At 51.6% G+C, this 20,037-nt stretch carries 19 protein-coding genes; 6 read left to right on the top strand and 13 right to left on the bottom strand.

What is annotated here, in order from left to right:
• Positions 1 to 46: 46 nt before the first annotated feature.
• The gene (locus VE954_RS44580; protein ID WP_414699064.1) at positions 47 to 430 is read left to right on the top strand and encodes a zinc ribbon domain-containing protein; all 384 of its coding nucleotides are present in this window, start codon (positions 47 to 49) and stop codon (positions 428 to 430) included.
• 596 nt (positions 431 to 1,026) lie between these two features.
• Here the strand turns inward: VE954_RS44580 and VE954_RS37395 are convergent.
• Genes VE954_RS37395 through VE954_RS37380 form a run of 4 tightly spaced genes read right to left on the bottom strand, consistent with a single transcriptional unit; the run spans position 1,027 to position 3,240 of the window.
• Positions 1,027 to 1,338: a hypothetical protein gene (locus tag VE954_RS37395; protein WP_324962778.1), complete on the bottom strand. Its 312-nt coding sequence runs from the start codon at positions 1,336 to 1,338 to the stop codon at positions 1,027 to 1,029.
• Between the two features lie 53 nt (positions 1,339 to 1,391).
• Positions 1,392 to 1,820 (bottom strand): TM2 domain-containing protein, encoded by a 429-nt coding sequence (locus VE954_RS37390; protein ID WP_324962776.1) that lies wholly within the window; start codon positions 1,818 to 1,820, stop codon positions 1,392 to 1,394.
• Between the two features lie 59 nt (positions 1,821 to 1,879).
• Positions 1,880 to 2,194 (bottom strand): hypothetical protein, encoded by a 315-nt coding sequence (locus VE954_RS37385; protein WP_324962774.1) that lies wholly within the window; start codon positions 2,192 to 2,194, stop codon positions 1,880 to 1,882.
• Positions 2,191 to 3,240, bottom strand: coding sequence for a hypothetical protein (locus VE954_RS37380; protein WP_324962772.1), 1,050 nt, complete (start codon positions 3,238 to 3,240; stop codon positions 2,191 to 2,193). Before VE954_RS37380 ends, VE954_RS37385 begins: the two co-directional genes overlap by 4 nt.
• Positions 3,241 to 3,963: 723 nt before the next feature.
• Here VE954_RS37380 and VE954_RS37375 point away from each other — a divergent pair.
• Positions 3,964 to 4,515 carry a hemerythrin domain-containing protein gene (locus VE954_RS37375; protein ID WP_324962770.1) on the top strand — a complete coding sequence of 184 codons (552 nt, stop codon included), beginning with the start codon at positions 3,964 to 3,966 and terminating at the stop codon, positions 4,513 to 4,515.
• A gap of 276 nt (positions 4,516 to 4,791) precedes the next feature.
• Here VE954_RS37375 and VE954_RS37370 read toward each other — a convergent pair whose 3' ends face one another.
• Positions 4,792 to 5,529 (bottom strand): hypothetical protein, encoded by a 738-nt coding sequence (locus tag VE954_RS37370; RefSeq protein ID WP_324962768.1) that lies wholly within the window; start codon positions 5,527 to 5,529, stop codon positions 4,792 to 4,794.
• Positions 5,530 to 5,711: 182 nt separating this feature from the next.
• Between VE954_RS37370 and VE954_RS37365 the strand changes: the two genes are divergently transcribed.
• A complete protein-coding gene (locus VE954_RS37365) occupies positions 5,712 to 7,280 on the top strand; it encodes a phospholipase D-like domain-containing protein (RefSeq protein ID WP_324962766.1) in 1,569 nt (522 codons plus the stop codon).
• 165 nt (positions 7,281 to 7,445) lie between these two features.
• Positions 7,446 to 8,273 (top strand): PstS family phosphate ABC transporter substrate-binding protein, encoded by an 828-nt coding sequence (locus VE954_RS37360; protein ID WP_324962765.1) that lies wholly within the window; start codon positions 7,446 to 7,448, stop codon positions 8,271 to 8,273.
• A gap of 42 nt (positions 8,274 to 8,315) precedes the next feature.
• Here VE954_RS37360 and VE954_RS37355 read toward each other — a convergent pair whose 3' ends face one another.
• From VE954_RS37355 to VE954_RS37345, 3 genes are all read right to left on the bottom strand, one after another.
• Positions 8,316 to 9,851, bottom strand: coding sequence for an amino acid permease (locus tag VE954_RS37355; RefSeq protein ID WP_324962763.1), 1,536 nt, complete (start codon positions 9,849 to 9,851; stop codon positions 8,316 to 8,318).
• Between the two features lie 219 nt (positions 9,852 to 10,070).
• Positions 10,071 to 10,583: a hypothetical protein gene (locus VE954_RS37350; protein WP_324962761.1), complete on the bottom strand. Its 513-nt coding sequence runs from the start codon at positions 10,581 to 10,583 to the stop codon at positions 10,071 to 10,073.
• A 262-nt stretch (positions 10,584 to 10,845) separates the two neighbouring features.
• Positions 10,846 to 12,897, bottom strand: a complete 2,052-nt coding sequence (locus tag VE954_RS37345; protein ID WP_324962759.1) for a 7TM diverse intracellular signaling domain-containing protein — start codon at positions 12,895 to 12,897, stop codon at positions 10,846 to 10,848.
• A 310-nt stretch (positions 12,898 to 13,207) separates the two neighbouring features.
• On the opposite strand from VE954_RS37345, the gene VE954_RS37340 reads away from it, so the two are divergent.
• Both VE954_RS37340 and VE954_RS37335 read left to right on the top strand, forming a co-directional pair.
• Positions 13,208 to 13,930, top strand: a complete 723-nt coding sequence (locus VE954_RS37340; protein WP_324962757.1) for an isochorismatase family protein — start codon at positions 13,208 to 13,210, stop codon at positions 13,928 to 13,930.
• Positions 13,930 to 14,904 carry an alpha/beta hydrolase gene (locus VE954_RS37335; RefSeq protein WP_349263861.1) on the top strand — a complete coding sequence of 325 codons (975 nt, stop codon included), beginning with the start codon at positions 13,930 to 13,932 and terminating at the stop codon, positions 14,902 to 14,904. Before VE954_RS37340 ends, VE954_RS37335 begins: the two co-directional genes overlap by 1 nt.
• Positions 14,905 to 14,959: 55 nt before the next feature.
• Here the strand turns inward: VE954_RS37335 and egtD are convergent, their stop codons facing one another.
• The 5 genes from egtD to VE954_RS37310 all read right to left on the bottom strand — a co-directional run.
• Positions 14,960 to 15,955 carry an L-histidine N(alpha)-methyltransferase gene (egtD, locus tag VE954_RS37330; protein WP_324962753.1) on the bottom strand — a complete coding sequence of 332 codons (996 nt, stop codon included), beginning with the start codon at positions 15,953 to 15,955 and terminating at the stop codon, positions 14,960 to 14,962.
• Positions 15,952 to 17,211, bottom strand: coding sequence for an ergothioneine biosynthesis protein EgtB (egtB, locus tag VE954_RS37325; RefSeq protein ID WP_324962752.1), 1,260 nt, complete (start codon positions 17,209 to 17,211; stop codon positions 15,952 to 15,954). Before egtB ends, egtD begins: the two co-directional genes overlap by 4 nt.
• A 23-nt stretch (positions 17,212 to 17,234) precedes the next feature.
• Positions 17,235 to 18,056: a dienelactone hydrolase family protein gene (locus VE954_RS37320; protein ID WP_324962750.1), complete on the bottom strand. Its 822-nt coding sequence runs from the start codon at positions 18,054 to 18,056 to the stop codon at positions 17,235 to 17,237.
• A gap of 148 nt (positions 18,057 to 18,204) precedes the next feature.
• Positions 18,205 to 19,029, bottom strand: coding sequence for an alpha/beta hydrolase (locus VE954_RS37315; protein WP_324962748.1), 825 nt, complete (start codon positions 19,027 to 19,029; stop codon positions 18,205 to 18,207).
• 264 nt (positions 19,030 to 19,293) lie between these two features.
• A partial coding sequence (locus VE954_RS37310; RefSeq protein ID WP_324962746.1) for a TonB-dependent receptor domain-containing protein occupies positions 19,294 to 20,037 on the bottom strand: 744 nt, incomplete at its 5' end.

Here is a 20,037-nt window from a genome sequence, read left to right as displayed (position 1 = left end):
AGACTGGGACAAACGGGAGACACTTGCCGATACCGGCAGCGCCTTTGTGAATCGCAAAATCAATCGAGCTGTTCAAAATAATAATCCTCTACAAAAGCTCATCGACATACTGCACTACAAGGCTCAGCGCCTTGGCCAGAGACTCCAAAAAGTCGATGAAAGAGGAACGACCAGAACCTGCTCCCAGTGTGATCGCAAGCTGAAGGACGGACTGAAACCAGAGATAAGGAAATTTTCATGCCCTGAATGCGGGTTTGAATTTCCGAGGGACCAACAATCCTGTCTTAATTTACTGAAAAGATACGAATCAGCGGTGTGGCTCCGCCTTCCCGGGTTATACTCGGGTCGTAGCAGACGGTTGGCCCTCGGGCCATTCTCCTGCAAATTTCAAGAGTCCTGGAAGGATCTTCCAGGACTCATCGCATCCTAACTACAGGATGCTCGGGAATTTATTCCCGAGAGGATGTCACGATACCAATCGGTGCATGCAACGTCCCCGTTCGCAACGCGAGCGCAGGCCCGCATCACAGCGCCATCCATGCTGTAGGAGCCATCCGTATGCCATGAGTTATAGCCGCACGGCATGAACGGTGGATGACGGCAGGTCGTGGGACTCAGAGGACCTGGCTGTTAAATATTTGAATTTCTGTTTTCAAAATGGAAACAGATCTTGCGCAGGCAGTCGACGCATAGACCTTTTCATGGCTTAAAACAGACGGAGATAGAGACGCCGTGAGTTGGCTCCAGGCAGGCTTGATACGAAAGCCCTCCATGGATATTGGATTATCGAATGAAGTCATTTTGGGATGTTAGAGAGGTTGAGATCAGGAACTTGATGAAATAGCGGCAATAGATGATCGAGAGCATGTTCGCGAAAGGCAAAAGCTCACATATCGGAGTAAGGTATAGGTTCAAATTCAGATGGATCGGATCGCCCGGGTCGAGATTCTGAAGCGGCGACCTTTGCCGCCCAAGCCAGGAAAGCCAGGGCGAGACAAAGCCTGAACTATGCCGCAACAGTCCCCGTTATTTTTTAACCATCAGATTCAGCTGCGGATCAAACTTGCCGTTCACGCCCAGGCGCAATCCGCCCCGCGGTCCGCGTACAACTTCCAGCTTACAACCAGGTTGACTGGCCGCCTGCAGCAGGGCTGTCACGGCCTTGCAGGACGTATCCGCACGCACCTTGAAGGTCACCAGACCCTGGAGCGTTTGGATATGGACCGTATCCACGCTGGTGCCAGCCGAAACGGAGTCATCAACCCACTCGTCTCGATTTTCCCGGCCCCTGATTAACGTCTCGAGTTGGGAAACCCAACCCTCTTTTAATTTCGACACCGTTGACCTCACCCTTGTCCCGATAATACATCCACGGTTCATCATACAGGATTTCAGGGGTGTTGGGGATGCCGGGTCGGAAGGTAGCGCTGCCGGTTGATTTCGTCGACCTGGCCATTCAGGGTGAAGAAGTCGTAGAGCACACCGACCAGGAACAGGCCGCCGGAGATCAAATAAAGGAGCCCGGAAAGCCACTTGCCCATGACGAAGCGATGGACCCCAAAAACGCCCAAAAACGTCAGCAGCAGCCAGAGGATATTGTAATCCAGGGGCCCATCCTGATACTTGCGGTCCGCCTGGCGGTCCATGGACGGAATCAAAAAGACATCAATAAGCCAGCCAATGCCAAGGAGTCCGAGCGTGAAGAACCAGATCGCACCCGAAATCTGTTTGCCATAATAAAAACGGTGGGCGCCGGTAAATCCGAAAATCCAGAGCAGATAGCCAAACAGGATGCTGTGCGTATTGTTGTGGACCCGCATGAGCACTCTCCTTAAAGGATAAGGGCTGGGGAAGGGTCCCCCAGCTCAAAGGATGCAGCTTAAGTGGTAGCTCCGCCCCACATGTCCAGGGCACTTTTGTCTGTTCGCTCGTGAACAGGCTGTTTTTTCTTAATCGGCGTCGGTTTTTCCAAAGCCTCCGTCTTGTGTGTTTCGAACTGATGCGGAAATTCCCGCTCGATCATGACCAGGCCTTTAATGGCCAGAGCTTTGAGCAAATCAGGCCCCGCCACGTACAGCACGTCTGCAATCTGAATGTGTCGTCGATCTTCGATGGCCTGGGCGATTCTGGATTCCAATGGATTGTCAGTTGCCAAGGAAATACTAATCGTTTTGGTCTTTTGCCCCTTGCTCAATGCATGTTTCCTTTCGCCAAGGACGTGCACACCGTATTGGAGTTGCCAAAATCAGCGATCAAATACGTTCCGGGATCGGCTGCCATTTCAATGATCTTCCGGTAACCGAGAGCCGCCGATTTCATGGCCAGCTCACGAGGCACGTAGATAAAAGATACGTTATGATGATCCGCGAATTTTTTGGCAATATCCTGAATCGGCGAATACGTCGATCCACCCCCGGTCACGGCAATCCTCAGGTCATCCGTTTCCAGGGAGTCCAGCAAGGAACGAAGGTGAGGCTTCAAGGTTTCATTTGCATACTGTTCCAGCACCTGATCGGCAATATCCTTCAATTCCGAGCTGGGAATGATGCCTTTATTGCTATTCAGGTTCGGCACTTTGGCTTCATTGTAGGACCGGTACAACCATTCATCGTAAATCTGATCATTGCCAGCCGCCGAATCGGGCTCACGGATGGCATAATCGTTCAGCAGGCGCCGTCTGAATTCCTTAACGGCGTGGCGGATACCCGACTTCATCGAGTGAATGGAGTTCTTGATGGGCTGTCCATCTTCCCGCAACAGAACCGATTCCACCGTGCCATAGCCGATCGAAATCGTCAGAAGTTTGCCTGGAATCGACAGTTCATGCTTCAGTCCCACGGCATGGCCAATCGATTCACGGAAGGAGACCACACGTTTGATGGAAATGCTCTTGCGACCGGTCGGTTCTTCCCAGGACAATTGACGGCCATTGTAGGTGGCAGCCAGTTTCATGTTCTGTTCAAAGGTCAGATCGGGGAAGCCACAGGCCAAATTGATGGAACCGCTGATATTCGCGTGCATCGCCGAGGACACAACTAAAAGCTCAAATTCCCGCTCTTCAACAGACAGGTTAAGAGCTTTGGAGGAACGTAGCTGCTGATTACGAACCAGATTGCCAACTGCTACATATTCATTCTCATAAATGAACTGACAGGAATCTTCCTCGGATTCGAGGAAACTCTTGTCGGAAAGACGTGCAATCAACGAGGGAAAGCTCACAACATTCAAAAAACTTTCCATGGTGGACCCTTCTGTGTGCATTTTACGACCAAAATCATCACGGAGGAATAAAATGAGTACGTGGAGAGTGCAATCACATTCATGGATTTTTTTTGAAGCTAATTCGCAACACGACAATTTATGCAGCGTAAGCATCCACAGGAATGTCCCCTTGTTCTGCCCAACAAGGCCGCTTCATGGCGACGCTCAAGAGGAGTGAGAGTCAATCAGGGAAAGGCATGCAGAGGACAGCAAGCGCGAGCCTCACGTCCTGATCGCGGCTTGTTCGACTTCCGGGTTGGGTGGTGTGTGGTCGCATTCGTCGAACTGTTTCAGGCGGCGCGTTTCCTGGCCAAAATGCAAAGCCTTTCCATTCCGGCTGACGACATTTCATCGATTCCAGGTGGTATGGTCCCATGGGAAGGTTGGAGTTCCATGGGAATAATTTTAGGGGTCATCGGATCCCCGATGCTCCCGAAAAAATGACGCAGAAAGACTTTTGGTCTGTTTCGCGGAGTGGCGGGACTGGGCTGCATGCGGATAGGCAAAATACTACGGTCCAAGTCCTGGGTGCGAAGGTCTTCGAGATCCGTCAAACTCGATAAGCTTACGAACCTCCAAACTTTTTACCTGGCCAGGGTCATCACGCATTCTTTCGCCTTGGGCATGCCGGCCCCTGTTCTGCCTGTGGCATGGCGATTGCTAGATTGGAGCGGCACATCTGCAAAACGAGGAGGACGATCTATGCCACGCTCCAAGAAAAACCAGGAAACCGAAGAAACCAGTGTTGACGCGATTGAACTGCTTCAGGATCAGCATCGCGAAGTCGAAGATCTGTTTGACGAATTGGAAAACACCACATCGCGTGCAACCAAAACCCGACTCCAGCTGGTGCAAAAACTGGCTGTCGCCATCGAGGCTCATGCCCAAATCGAAGAAAAAATCTTCTATCCCAACGGTCGGGAAGTGGACGAAGATATGACTTTGGAAGCCTACGAAGAGCACAGCGTTGTGCGCCATTTGATTGAAAAGCTGCAGCAAACAGAGGCCGATGATGAGCTCTTTATGGCTCGCGTCACCGTTCTGAAAGAAATGATCGAGCACCATGTCGAAGAAGAGGAAGGCGAGTACTTTCCTAAAGTTCAGAAAAAACTCGGCAAGAAAAAGCTCGCCGCTCTCGGCGTCGAATTGCAGACCGCGTTTGAGCAAATCACGGAGCAACTCCAGCAGAATATGCAGGAACGTGCACCAGCAGCGTCGCGTAAAAAGAATGCTTCTGCTGATATGCATGCTTAAAATGACTGGAAAAAATTGATGTCCGCGCTTCCCGGCGCGGATATCCGCGATCCCAACCTGCGTCGGCCACGCACCCTCCGTGAAATATCTCGTCAAACGAAACTTGTTTCACTCCGGCATCTCCAGGATCCGAAGCCTTTTGGACCTCCGCCTGTCTCTTTTTCGAGGCGTCACACAATAAAGTCAGCTCCTCCTTCCCTTCGCGCCAATGCAAAAAGCGCTCAGACCGGTTACCCGACCCAGGCGCTCCATGGGAAAGTCTTGGGGAATACGACCTTACTGGGCCAGACGCTCAGATGTGGTCAACACAGTACCTTTACCAATAAATCCTCGGGCCTGAGAACTGCCCGTTTGAGCTGTGGTTGAGCTGAAGATTTTCGCCTGCACTTCAACGGTGTGGACGCCGGAAGCCAGGTTGTCGGTGAGGAAATTAAACGAGTTGGCATTCATGGTGCTCAGCAGCAGCGACAGTTCCTCATCTAGGAAATCGCATTCGCTGCTCAGGATGATGCCATCAGCATTGGCGTCGGTACAGCTTTGCAGGATACCGCCGAAGGTGGCGCTCAGCTCCTGAGTCCTTTGACAGTATGTGACTTCACCAGGCGCTGCGACCTTGCCGTCGACAAGAACGCGAACCATCACAGCCGCTGAGGCCGTGGAGGTATCCCTGGTGCCGCCCTTGCTCTTGACCGTGGTTTGGGTTAGAAGTCCGCATTCCATAGACATATCGATGAACAGGGAACGATTTGAAGTCTTCAGCGTTTGCTTCATGATGGTTGTGAAGGCAATATCACCCTGGTCCATGATAGCAATATCACTGAAAGCAGCTGTGGCTTTCGCCGCTGGCTGGGATGTTGTGGTTGAGGTAGGTGATTTCAGGGAGACCGATTCACCGTCTTTCTTGTTCGAACGAAGCCCACGTAAGGAAAGATCTTCCACACCGCAGTTGGTCATCAGGGTGGAAACAGCGAGGATCGCAAGAAGACGCACGCAGTGGGCTGAAAAGTTCATCATTGGTTTCCCTTTCTCTATATTCGTCGATGCCATGTACAAAATATTTATCGGTTTGTGTTGGAATTTCCTTACCATGACCTATTTTTATCATTGTTATTATGGATTTACAGGCTCGAATTATGTGCAGAATATACACAAAAAATAGCCGGCGGCGAGGGTCCGTGGGCTTTGGAGGTCCTGACATGAGTCTATCCACGAATCTGCTTTTCGTTCTTGATACCACACTGCGTGCCGGCGCATGGACGCCGGCTTCGTATGAAGTTCTCTTTACGAATCCAGTCTGTCCGCAGCAGAAAATCGTTGCCTATCGACCGCGTAATCCACCGCCTCAGACCTATATGACAGCGGAAGGACCGGTGAAAATCTCTCCCGATCGTGATGATGTCCCCGCAGTTCCGGTCGAGTCGGATGGCATCCCGACCCTGGGTGGCGGACGTCGGCGAACCATTCCTGCAAATATTTACTGTGATCAGAACGATTTTGAGGCCTCCACCCTGCGGGCAGCCGATAATCCTTACCGCAAGACGGATAGTCCCATCCATCGAATTCAGGACTGGATCCAATCCACCACCCGTGGCGATGAACTGTTTATAGCCAGCTTCAGTTTCAGTATGGCGTCGGTCGCCAATTGGACCTGTGATGCCGCCAGGCGTGGCGTTCGGGTCAAGGTCTTTATGCATGAACCTGAATTTGGCAGTGATGCCTTTGAGACGATTCGTCAATGCCCGGGGATCGAGCTTCTGCAATTTCAAAACAAGGGGCGGCTGGCGCATTTCAAATCCATTGTCATTGTGTCCAAGGATACGGATCAAGTCCGGATCAGCTTTCAAAGCGGCAACATCTCGTCCGGCACCTGGGGTCATCATGAGAATTGGAATTTCGTAACGCAGAGCCGGCAGCATTGGTTCAGCCAGGATCATATCTGTCTGCGTGATGCCATCAACGCCGAGACCATTGGCAATATGGGTCTCCTCTACGAACAGCTCGATCAATGTCGTACGGACCATGGCGTTGATGTCGCGCGAGCCCAGGACCCTTACATGCAGGACTACTTTATTCCTAAAACGGGCGGCCGCTATGATGATCGCAAGGAACTCGATAAAATTGTCGGCGAAGTGGAACATGCGTCCGAAGTTTGGATTGCCGCGCATCATATGACAGAGCCGGACTTAATCCGCGCTTTAATACGCAAGCTACAAAATAATCCTGATTTTAAGGTTAAAATGCTGATCGACTCCGAGCTTTTCTGGTCCTCCTACCGCGATCCTGTGGGCCAGGGACTCACCTGGAAGGTTGACGGCAAAGTTTTTGGGGAATCGGATAGCCTCACATCCTATTGCCTTTGGGGCTTGACGGAAGCTCAGGCCAGGGATGTGCAGTGTTCGCTTTTTAACTGGGGTGCTTTCCATGCGGAGTACAGCCCTCATGCTCTGCAAAAAGCTGGTGCTGATCTGCGCTTTATTGAAAGCAACCACTTGAGCAAACTCCTCTTCCACAATAAGTTCATCATTTTTCAGTATGCATCACCTGAAAACGGTATGGAGGGTTCGGTTTTCACCGGAGCCGGTAACCTGACCAAAGCCGGTTTTGATAAGAACTTCGAAAACTACTATTGGGTCCGGATTCCCCATGTTTATGAGGCGTTCCGCCAGCAATTTACGATGCTTTTTGACAAAGCGGCGATGGAAAAGGATCTGCCGATCACCTGGGATTTCCGTACGGTGGATGATGGGTTGAAAGCTTATCCTTGATCGGAGGCTTGGATGACGAGGGCTTGAGTCCTGACAGGACTCTGGCTCTGCTCTTCATTGAAATCTTTACGAACGCTTCACAAGCAATTGATTTGTCCCGGCTCATCCAACCGCTTTATACCAAAGCTGCTCCGTACGAGCTCCCAAAATACAAAGGAGAAAACTATGATGCGCCAACTGATTATCAGCTCACTCTTGATCGGATCTCCTCTTTTCTCACACAATGCAGCAGCCCAGGCACCCCTGTCCCTCCGAGGCTCAGATACCCTGGCGCCCTACATGAATGATGTCATCGCCACGAGCAACTTGGAAAAAAGCGTCGTGTATCAGGGCGGCGGCTCCAGCCTGGGTGAAACTGCGATCCTGGACAAGACCCAGCATCTTGCTCCCATGTCCCGTAGTTTTAAACCTGAGCAATTGGCAAAAGCGGCTGCTGCAGGCATCCAGGTGGCTGAGCATGTCATTGGTCTAGACGGCGTCGGTGTGTTCATCAATGAAAGTAACAGCACACCTTCACTGACCTTGGATCAGTTGAAAAAAATCTACAGTTGCGAAATCAAAAACTGGTCGGAAGTCGGCGGACCTGATCGAGCCATTACTGTTTATCGTCGTGACGATGCATCAGGCACCACAGATACATTCAAATCTTTGGTGGGCCTTACAAACTTCGGCACCTGTGCAAAAGTTTTAACGCATACCACCGATATTGCCACAACCACAGCTGCCGAACCTTCCGCTGTTGGTTACGCAGGACTCTCGGCACTCCAGGACGGTAACCGCGATCTGCCTTTGGCCAAGGATGCCAGTTCCAAAGCCTTCACTCCAAGCGCTGAGAATATTCGCAGCTTTAATTATCCGCTGGCCCGTCGCCTCTATGTTTATGAAGCAGTCGGTTCCTTGACTCCGGCCGAGCAGACTTTGCTCGACACCATCCTGGACCGCTCGGTTTCAGATCCCATTCTTATGAAACATGAGTTCCTGACCGTTGACTGAGACGGAAGGTCTCGTAGGCGGGATCATGAGCCCGCCCGCACCTCAGGTCACGCCACGCACAACGGGTTTCTCCAGACCTTCTGAGAATGCAGCCTTGGTCAGAAGCCTGGGCCCCTGAAAGCGTCGATGTTCAATCGCCATCCAATACAATGTCATGATTGCGGCTACACTGAGAAGGATGGAGACAGCCTTATAGTTGGGCGGCTGCACGCCAATCCATATAAGAATAAGCGAACCCAACACGGAGATAAAAGCCAGGGGTTTATACCAGCGCCCCAGGTCCCATGGTCCAAAATCACTCCATGTTCGCCCGTGATACCAGAGACCAAGTGCGGTTGGCAGCACATAGGATAGATAGAGGAAGATCACACAGACCACGGTAATCGTCGAATAAACTGGAGTATAGAGGGTGAAGAGAGCTGATAAGGCGACACACACCCAAACACTATGCGCCGGAGTCAGGTAGCGGGGACTCACCTTTCTCAATTGCGTGCTAAAGGGAACACCTCCATCCCGGGCAAAGGCATAAAGCATACGGGAAGCGGACGTTACGGTCGCCAGACCGCAGAGGTACTGAGCCAGCGCAATGCCTATAAAAAGTGTCAAGGAGAGCCATCCCGGTAGGACCCCATCCATGACCGAGAAAAAGACACCTGCTCCTTGACGCGCGGCAAGGTCAGGATTGGGCATAGCAAGGACTACCGCCGCGAGCATAATCCAGCCCGCGAAGCCCGAGACCAGGACTGATCGCAGGATGCCTTTCGGTACGTTGATGCGCGCGGAGATGGTCTCTTCGGAAGTATGGGCTGACGCGTCAAATCCAGTGATTGTGTAGGCTGGCAGCAGAAGGCCCAGGGCAAACAGGTAGAGAAAGTTTCCGCTTGCGGGCCAGACATCGCCTCCGGCTTCGCCACTGTAGTTTACGAAGGTATAAAGCCGAGAAAAATCGAAAACCCTCGTAAAAACCAGTAAGCTGATCGTCAAAGCCAGAGCAACCACAAGAATCAGGTAGCCGCTGAAATCCGTCAGACGTGTCGTAAGACGGATGCCGCGGTGATTGAAGTAGCCTTGACTGGCACTCATCACGATAACAGCGACCGCCTGATACCCGAACTGCTCCTGAGGGGTGAGAGCTTCCCAGGAAATCCCCAGCTTCGGGCCCAATGCACCCATGATAAAAAGAAAAGTGCCAACATTAATGGCGGCAAGCACTGTAATGAGGCCAGCTAGATTTAACCAGGCCGTAACCCAGCCCCATCCGCGCCCGCCTAAAATCGATGCCCAATGGTAGAGCCCGCCTGCCGTTGGATACGCTGAAGCCAGCTGCCCCATGGTCGCGGCAACGATCAAGGAAAATAGGCAGGCAAGGGGCCAGCCGATGCCAATCGCCCCTCCACCCAGAGCATTAAATCCAAGATGGAAAGAGGTGATTCCACCTGCGAGGATACAGATGATGGAGAACGAAATCGCGAAGTTTGAAAAGCCGCCCATGCGGCGATCAAGTTCCTGTTTATAACCCAGTGTGGCTAGAAATTCTGCATCGTCCTGCGGACGATCGGCTTTCGTATGAGGTTTCATCCGGTTTTGACTCCATGGTCGCAAGGCAAATGTTTTTTGATACTGCGAATTGAAGTCAAAGCAAAGAATTATCACGCATCCTACAGATTTCTAGTCATGCCTGCGGAAAGTCCCCAGACATTGTTGAATAGAATAAACCCCTGGGAGATTCCCCCAGGGGTTTATTGCTGCCTGAAAAGGCGATGAAAATATGAGCGAGTTATCAAGGAAAGGGCGAGCTTATTTGGTTTTGGATCCGCCAAACTCTGGACGGCAGAGTTCAATGTCAACCGCGGCAGCAGGAGCTTCCGGGAATTTGCATTCTGGTGCGCTACGACCGAAGCTGACTTCCTCGTAGCTACCTTTTGCAGCCTTCACGCAGAATGTGATGACATCAGCTGTACAGAGGACGGCATCGCCGCCTTTACCTTTTCCAGTGCCCTGGTCGGTTTCAGGATCTTTGTCGGTTTCAGGATCTTTGTCGGTTTCAGGATCTTTTTGATCTGTGCTTCCACCTTCAGGCACAGCTGGAACTTCTGGCTTCACTTCTTCTTTAGCGACGACAACAACTTCAGTGGGCTGGCTGCTTTCAACTGCAGTCACAGTCTCAGGGGTCTTCTCGGCTGGAGCGACATCAGTCGTTTGCGGAGCTTCAACCGCAGCATCCTTCTTCCGGCTCTTGCCGTCACCACACGCTGTCAGTCCAAAGGCGGCAACCAAAGTGAGGGCTACAAATTTTCCTGTGATTTTCATTGTTTCTTCCTTTTCCAAGTTATGAAGAGCTTAACCATTGAAATTTAAATGGTTGGGATTCCATCTGCTAACGGTGCATTCCGATGTCCTGTCCGCTGTCAGAGACGGAAAGCGCGGCAGAATATTGCAGAAGGGGTAAAGAAAAGAAGAATAAAGACGTTCGCAGCGCAAGGTCAGGCAAATAGCCAACACCTCGGAAACCGGCCTATGTGGCGGGTTTCAGGTTGATCGAACCAGATGTGACGGACAAGACTAGAGGTTTCTAGGCGGACTTCAGTTCATAGGGGCTGGGATTATTCGCGGAACTGTCATGATCAAGGATCTTGTAATACAACCTCGTGGCAGCTGAGTCGTCTCGTACGACAATGCCGGCTTTTTGCAGATCAATTTCGATAAATTGCCTGCGATACTCACGGTCAAAGCTTTGATACACACGCTCCTGAACGATGATAATGCTCGCGTGGACGTGATCCTGCTGTATCAGCTTCCGCATGCCTTCGTAACGGGTCGCGAGGATGATGGCCTTTCCATAAAGGTCATATTCTTTAGTTCCTGTCTCGGGATAAAAACCGGCAATGGTATCCAGGGCAATGCCAATGCCGCAGCAAATGTGGTTATCGGATTGCAGGATTCCCGCCTCCTCCACCAGCACTTCCTGAAACCGGAATGCCAATGCCAAAGCATCATTCGCGATATTCTCGCTGTGCGATCGGAAAGGATAACCGACCGAACATAGAAATCCATCACCCATTTCCTTAATGCGAAAGGCATTGGCCTTCAGTTCTTTGCCGTCGTAACCCTCAAGCATGACCTCGTTGCATCTGCGAAAGACGTTCCTCAGAAAATCCTTCGCTCTCACATGCTGAATCTTCGAACTTCCGATGATATCGAAATTGATGACACAGGCCTCGCCAGGACCGGTAGGCATGGTCTGTTCCAAGCTTTGCCCCATCTTGATCGATTCGATCTGGTGGGGATAGACGATCTTGCTCATCTGACTGAAGGCGTGAGCATTCTTCTCCTGCTCCTGCTTGATCAAGAAGTTCTGATTTTTAAGACTGCGGTTGACCTTGTCATTGATGGCCAATGATAAAAGGATCATTTCGATCAGCGTGCCGACGAGCAGACCTATGCTTGCCGTCGCAGGGTCCACAGGCAGAATGCTTAAGGCGCTACCGCAATACACAAGCACAGCTACTGCCATGAATGACCAGGACAGAAGGTAATACTGCGCAGACTTGAATCCACTTTTGAAAGCCAGGACGGCGGCCCAGAGGATGATAGGTGTTTCAATTGTGAACAGAACGGGGATGAGAACATTGCTCAATTTGAAAGCCCAAAAGCTCGTTATACCCAGGAGCAGGCAGAACCCATTCAATACATTCAAAACTCTCACGAGTTTACGTGACATGCGATTGAGATTCAGAAAATAGATGGCAAAGAGGGTTTGACCGACAAACATCATGGATGTCATAAGCAGGCAGCTTTGAGCCATGTAAGTTCGAAAGGGTTGCCCGAGGAGCTGCAGACCCACGCCTTGGATATAAAAGAGATAAAGAGTAATACTCGAAAGATAACCGACATAGATCGCATTGATGAAATTCTTGGAGATGAGAAAGCCGAGGAAGTTATAGATGATGATAATGAAAAAGCTCGCAAAAATTGCACTCACAAAAATATAGTCCTGCAAGCGGAACTGATCGAACTTGATTGGATTCCAGATGAAGATGGGGCTGGCATAGAGGAAGGTCGATACCTCCATCAGGAAAAAGTTCTTCCCATCTTTTAAATGAATCCGGTAGGCCAGATAACGATAAGGATCGTCAGGGTTCGAGTATTGATCATAAACCCCCTTTCTCTCGCTCTTGACGAGGTATCCGTCATGGAACTGATAAAGCGCCGTTCGATTGGCCGGATATCGGAACTCCAGTACGATATCCTTCTCGCCTTGGTCCTGATGATCGATAGCAAACAATAACCATAACTTTTCATTATCAGATGCCAGGCGCTGGTAGCTTTGGTTTTGAGAGGCGGAGTATATGGACGTCGATTTAAGCCGCGACAGGACCGCTGTTAGATCGGCCTTATCATCTGTAAATGTCCAGAAGAGTGAACTTTCGATCAGCATTCCATTGGCTTCTCCACTCAAGCCAGCGGCCCTGGTTTGAAGTAAATCGCTGATATCTTGTGGTATTCCCATGCGCGTGTGGGTGTGATTGGATTCGGCGTCCAGACGCGTTGCCCCTACCAAGGCAAACAGGCAAAAGACGAGAAATCTCGCGTAGTTTATCAAACGCTTAAGCAGGATGCGCATAAAAGGCAATGACCAGTCTTTTAAATTAATCGTCAGAACAAGTTATCGGATGTTATTGGATGGGGTTAATGCGATAGAGAAGTTCACCTCAGATGAACACTCAATCAAAAAATACATCACGTTGATACAATAGGGAATAGCTACTTTTTTAGTGAATTCTTAAGTCCCTCGTAAGGGCTAGCTGAAGCATAGATATTCAGCACTTTTTCTTCCCCAATTCATAGTTTGGCGAAATGTTTTTCAATAACCTTGAATTTCAGCTCAACACATATAAGAGTGCGAACATGATATTAAAACAAAGGAGGAGATTATGAAGCGCTTCACCAAGCTGTTCATGTCCATTCGGTATTTGATGCTCAGCCTCTTCTCAGCTGTGCTGGTGACAGGACCATCGACGGCCAAGGGTTTATCAGGGGCTCAAGCCGTCGGCGCAAGGCCTGTCTGGGACGCTTCGGACGTGGCGCTCCTGCTCATTGATTATCAACCGGAAATGTTCAGCCAAATCCGCTCCAGTGATCCAGCGATCATCGAGTTGAATGCCAAAGCTCTAGCGCGATCAGCCAAAGCCCTGAACATCCCTACGGTGCTCAGCACAGTCGGGGTGGGGCTTGGCGTCAACAAGCCTACGATAGAGTCGATCAAGGCCGATCTCCCAGAAGGACTCATCGAAATTGATCGCACATCGATGAATTCTTGGGAAGATGCTGCATTTCTGAAAGCCGTGAAAGCAACCGGCAAGAAACGATTGATCATTCTAGGTCTGTACACGGAAATTTGCCTGGTATTTCCTGTTGTCGAGGCTCTTGCGGACGGGTATGAGGTGATGATCGTGAGTGATGCCGTGGGTGGGATGGGCAAGCTGGCCCATGAAACGGCCGTTATGCGCATGATCGAGTCCGGAGCTATTCCCACAACGACACTGGCCCTGATGACGGAATTTTTTCGTGACTGGAAAGATCCACGTGCTGAAAAATTAAGGCCCATCATGAACTGGTACATCCCGCAGTACACAAAACCCGGTGTTAATCCCTGATGGCAACCACCCCTAGCCTCAGACTGGAGACCGCTATGAGTCAGTTAACAGGGCATAAGACAGTACGGGTCGGCGAGCTGGAGGTATTTTATCGTGAGGCAGGACCCAAGGATGCTCCCGCGATCCTGCTCCTGCACGGGTTTCCGACCAGTTCGCAGATGTTCCGCAATTTGATCCCCATGCTATCCAGCGAGTATCGCTTGATTGCTCCGGACTATCCTGGATATGGGCACAGTTCAATGCCGGCGCATGATAGCTTTGCCTACACTTTTGATAATCTGGCGCGCGTGATCGACGAATTCACCGACACGATCGGCCTGAGCAAGTATGCACTTTACGTGCAGGACTATGGGGCGCCGGTCGGATATCGCCTCGCCCATAAACACCCGGAGCGCATCACCGCTATTGTTGTCCAGAACGGGAATGCCTATGAGGAAGGGATCGACAACCCTTTTTGGGACCTTATGAAGGCATACTGGCAGGAACCTCATAATCGCGAGAGGCGCGAGGCCTTGCGCAAACTCCTCACCTACGATGCAACCCGATGGCAGTATACGCACGGAGTGCCGAATGTCGAACTGGTTAGCCCCGACGGGGCCGCTCATGACCAGTTTCTGCTCGATCGCAAAGGGAATGACGAGATTCAGCTCGACCTGTTTCTGAGCTATGGAAGCAATCCGCCCCTGTATCCCGCATGGCAGGAGTACTTCCGAACGTACCAGCCACCCATGCTGATCGCATGGGGTAGGAATGACCAAATCTTTCCGCCTGACGGAGCAGAGCCTTACAAACGCGATCTCAAGACTCTGGAATTCCATCTGCTCGATGCTGGCCATTTCGCTTTGGAGACGGAAGGTAAGACGATTGCGAGGCTGATGAGGGCGTTTTTCGCTCGACACTTGAACGAAGCCAAGCCCAAGCGAGCCCGGCAATCGGGAACAGCGTTCGAGAGTTCGCCTTTATTTCAGCTTTGACAACCTCGATCTCATGATCCATGCCTTGCCATGCTTTGACTCGGCGCGGGGCGAGTCAGCTCGGCTCGTGATAAGGCAAAGCCTTCAGCAAGACAACCCCGAAATACTGTGCTGCATCCGTCCAGGTCATCTGTAAGGTCCAAGCCGCGGTCTGCACAAAGCGGCGAAAATCCTCTAATTTAAACTTATAGGATGACTCGGTATGGATGCTCTCGCCAGCAGCGAAATGAAATCGGTAACCTGCGACCTGGACTGATTGCTCGCAAACCGAGCGTAGATGCATTTCTATGCGCCGCTGGTCAGGATTGAAGAAGGCTTCATGCTTGAACGAGGCGAAGTCAAAGTTTCCATGCAGTTCCCGATTGATGCGGCGCAGAAGGTTCATGTTGAAGGCCGCCGTATACCCTGCCTTGTCATTGTATGCAGCCTCCAGGAGGGCCTTATCTTTCAGGAGGTCGATACCCAGGAGGAGATAGCCCCGGCCTTGAAGCAACGTGTGCCAGCGACTCAGAAGGGCCAGGCTCTGCTCATGATCAAGATTGCCAAGCGTCGAACCTGGGAAAAACAGCAAAGGCGTGGTCCCGTTCCGAACGGCGGGAAGACGGTCGAGCTGGGTATAGTCGGCTGCCAAAGGATGCATGCTGATGCTTGGAAACTGCTCGACAAGGGCAGCCGTCGCCTGCAGGAGATGCTGCCTGGAAATATCAATCGGCAAATAATCATGGATCGCCGAGCCCGCTTCGAGAAGATAACGGGTCTTGATACTGCTTCCGCTGCCCAGCTCAATGAGCGTCAGATCAGCGGGAATTTGAGCCATTATCTCCTTTGCGTGGCACACGAGTATCCTGGATTCCGTCCGCGTGAGATAGTATTCTTCCGTTGCACTGATGAGATCGAAAAGGCGGGAGCCTCTCGGATCATAAAAATATTTGGGTGACAGATACTTTGGATTCGACGACAGGCCCTGGAGCACATCCCGGCGAAAGTTGTCGACTGGTCGCTCACTCGTGAAAATTTCCGGCCACTCAGCTTCTCGCGCTCCAAGTGTCATAATAAATCCTTTGCTAAACGAAGTCCCGAAAATTGCCAGCGCGCGTGCGGCGGAAAAAAATTGCGATAGCTCGGTCGGATATGATCTGGAGGTGTCGCGCAGGAGCCACCGCGCAGCACATACTGATTGACCATGAACTTGCCATTGTATTCGCCGACCGTGCCTCGCCAGGGTTGATATCCCGGGTAGGGACTATAGCTGCTCATCGTCCATTCCCAGACAGCGCCGAAGATACCTTGTGCACGACGCGGCTGAACATTGCCCAGGTCGAAACCTCTGGGTTTCCAATCTTGACTGTGAGCCCAAACTTCCCATTCCTGCTCGCTCGGCAGGCGGGCACCACGGGCCCGGGCGAAAGCATCGGCTTCATAGTAGCTGAGATGACAAAGGGTTTCCAACGGATCGAGCGCTTGCCAGCCATGCAGGGTGAACTGCTGCCAGGAGCCATCCGTGGTTTTTTGCCAATAGAATGGACACTCCAGCCCATGAGTTTTGATCTGATTCCAGCCTTCGGAGAGCCAAAGTTCAGAACGCTGATATCCCCCTTCTTCCATGAACTCCATATACTCACCGTTCGTGGTCGGGCGACTGGCAAGGACCACCGGACCGATGTAAACGATATGGTGCGGGCTTGCATTGTCAAAGGCGAAACCTTCCGCCTGATGCCCGATATGGTGCAGCCCAGTGGGAAGCTCAATCCAGTTCAGATCCCTGCTCTCAAGGCACGGTATGGAGGCGGTCGGATAAGGAGCGATCTGCAGCGGCTGGGCATAAGCGTTGTATTTCATATCGGTGAGGAGGAGTTCCTGATGCTGCTGCTCATGCTGAATGCCAATCTCAAGGATGTTGAGGGCGCGGGTCCATTGCTCCCTGCGGATCGTATCTGAGGAGGTGTTCAACAGATTGATGATATGCTCATCAACATGACGACGGTAAACCATCACTTCTTCAAGGCGTGGGCGAGCCAGAAGCCCTCTTTGCGGTCTGGGCTGAATGCTGCCGACACCCTTATAATAAGAGTTGAAAATGAAATCAAAGCGCGGGTGAAAGGGGGCAGAGATCAGGTCGAGATCCCGTAAAAGAAAGCGTTCGAAAAACCAGCTGGTATGGGCCAGATGCCACTTCGCTGGGCTCACATCTTCGCAGGCCTGGATCATGCAGTCCTCCTCGGAAAGAGGGGCACAGATGGACTCGGTACAGGCGCGGACGCTGAGGTAGCGGTTCAGCCACCGTTGGAGTGTTTCGTCGTGAAGCATGATCGCTAACCTCCCATTGACCTTCAAGGCTTTTGAGCGGGCGACTCCGATGACTGGCCACCGGCGAGAACCTCCCGCGCAAAATCCTTGAAATCCTCAAATGAGCGGGCATCGGCTTTGGCATTATAGGCCGCACCTGTCGCGTTATCGTCACCGGCGCCTTTTTCGGTGAAGCTATGCACGGCGTTGCCGTACTTGACCAGTTGCCAATCCACCTTGTGGACGCGCATTTCCTCTTCAAATGCGGCCAGGTCCTCGGCCTTCACGTGAGGATCGTCAGCGCCATGCAAGGCCAGAACACTGGCTTTTATATTTCTGCCGTCCTCGGGCGCCGGACTATCGAGGCCACCGTGGAAACTCACCACGCCCTGGATGTCGGCACCGCTACGGGCCAGTTCAATGACGCCGGTTCCGCCAAAGCAATAACCGACAGCCACAATTTTGTTTTTGTCAACGCCGGGCTGGGCTCTGAAGGTTTCAAGACCGAGCTGCAATCGCTCACGGAACCGCTTGCGATCGGCACGGTAAGTTCCCACGAGTTTGAGGGCTTCTTCTGCCGTTGTGGGGCGTACGCCTTTCCCATAGATGTCCGCTGCGAACACCACATAACCGAGTTCGGCCATGCGCGTTGCCTGAGTCCTGGTTTCTTCCGATACACCCATCCAATTGTGAATCATGAGGACACCAGGCAGGTTGGTTTCGGCGTCAGCCGGATAGACCAAAAGCCCTTCAAATGTTCCCGCGCTGCTTTGATACTCGACGTTTTCCATTCTTACCGCAGCCATTCCGAATGTGCTGCAGACGCAAACAACAAGGCTGATCATCCATCGCTTGATCGGTTTCATAGGCGAACGCCTTTCTCCATGGAATTTTTAGATTTCACGTAGAGACGCTCGCAGAATTCAAGGATCCGGGCAATTGGGAATATTGGGCGCTGGACGCTGTGCATACAGAGTTCAATGCACATGGTATTCCTTGCCACCGATTCGAGTCCTAATGCCCCTTTATGAACGCGAGCAGATCCGCATTGAACTCGTCCTGATGGGTCTGGGTCAGACCATGGTTTGCCCCAGGGTAAACCTTTAAAACGGACTTTGGAACCATGGCGGATGAGAGCAGGGCAGAGGCTCCAATCGGAACAATTTGGTCGTCTTCGCCATGAAGAATTAAAGTTGGTACATCAATCTTTTTTAAATCTTCGGTAAAGTCGCTTTCGGAGAATTCTTTTATGCTGTCATACTGCGATTTGATACTGCCCATCATCCCTTGCAACCAGAACGAGTCGCGAAGACCTTGGGATTCCTTCGCATGCTCGCGGTTATATCCATAAAAGGGCAGGCTCAGATCGCGAAAAAACTGGGCACGGTTGGCTGCGATGTTGTGACGAAGACTGTCAAAGGCTTCGAGCGGCAGCCCCCCGGGATTGCTCGCCGTCTTCAGCATAATAGGTGGTATGGCGCCTACCAGGACAAGCCTGGCCACGCGGCTCGTGCCATGCCTTCCGATATAACGGGTCACCTCGCCTCCGCCCGTGGAGTGACCGACAAGAATCACGCTATCAAGGTCGAGCTCACTGATCAAGGCACTCAGATCATCCGCGAATTGATCCATGGTGTTGTCATTCCAGGTTGCAGTGGAACGGCCATGGCCACGGCGATCATGGGCAATAACCCGAAAGCCCTTTTGACCAAAATAGAGCATCTGCCCATCCCAGGCATCAGAACTGAGAGGCCACCCATGCGAGAAGACGATCGGCTGTCCCTGTCCCCAGTCTTTATAGAAAATTTCTGTACCGTTCTGTGCTTTGATCGTGTTCATGAGGAATCCTTTCACACGTTTCACCTTGTTGTTGTGCTTCCGGCATGGCAGCTGAACAGCAGCTTTACGGTAGCATCGGTCTAACGATTTACAAGTGGGAAGGTTGTCTACGAGATGAATGAGAGTGGCTATCCTAGGCGACTTATTCATACCTGGATAATTTAAAGCGTAAATGAAGATTGTGGGACTGAGAGCCATCCACTCTGGAATGCTGGGTCGAGTGCGGCCTCGACCCGAGCGTGAAGGTATGTCGGGAGGAAGCTCTTAGAGCGTAACACCCCAGCGAGCGTAGTAGTACCGACCGATCAGATTATGGGCGCGGGCGTCGATGTTGTCGTTGAATCCAGCATCGGTAACCGGCGGTTCCTCATCAAGGACGTTGTTGATACCAACGCTGAATTTCCCGTAGTTCACGAAATCATAACCAGCGCGCAGATCATAGGTGGTCCACTGTTCGAGTGTTTGAAACTCCTCCGTGCTGCCTTCGGGTGCATCCAACTTCGACACTGTATTGACCGTGGTTCCAGCATCAATACCAAGGTTTGACCAACCGATATCCAGGAGTCCTTTCCATTTCGGAATTGAACCACGTCCGTCGCTGGCAGAATCAACAAACTTGCCCACGATGTTTTCAAAGGGAGCGCTCTTGTCCGCCTGGTTCATGTACTTGATGTAGTGACTGCCCATGAGGTTGAACGTGAAACTACCCGCTGCAGTATTGCGCAGGGCATAGTCAAAGCCAAGGTCCACGCCTTCAACTCTTCTGGACGCGAGGTTCAACGCAATCGCCTCGATCGTCAGAATATTGTTGTTGGCATCGAGCACGATCTTGTCCGAGTACAGACCGTTCTCCCGAAACTGGTCGACGACAAACTGCGCGCTCGTATTGATGGCGTTTTCCGTCTTGATCGAGAAATAATCGACCTTGGCGTTGAAATTGGCCAGCGAATACGTCAAGCCATAGGTGAACGACTTCGATTTTTCGGGATCCAGGTCGGGGTTCCCACC

Origin of the sequence: Oligoflexus sp. (genome assembly GCF_035638955.1) — a bacterium.
Taxonomy (GTDB): domain Bacteria; phylum Bdellovibrionota_B; class Oligoflexia; order Oligoflexales; family Oligoflexaceae; genus Oligoflexus.
Note: the sequence above shows the minus strand (reverse complement) of the source record. Positions and strands in the feature narration are given on the sequence as shown.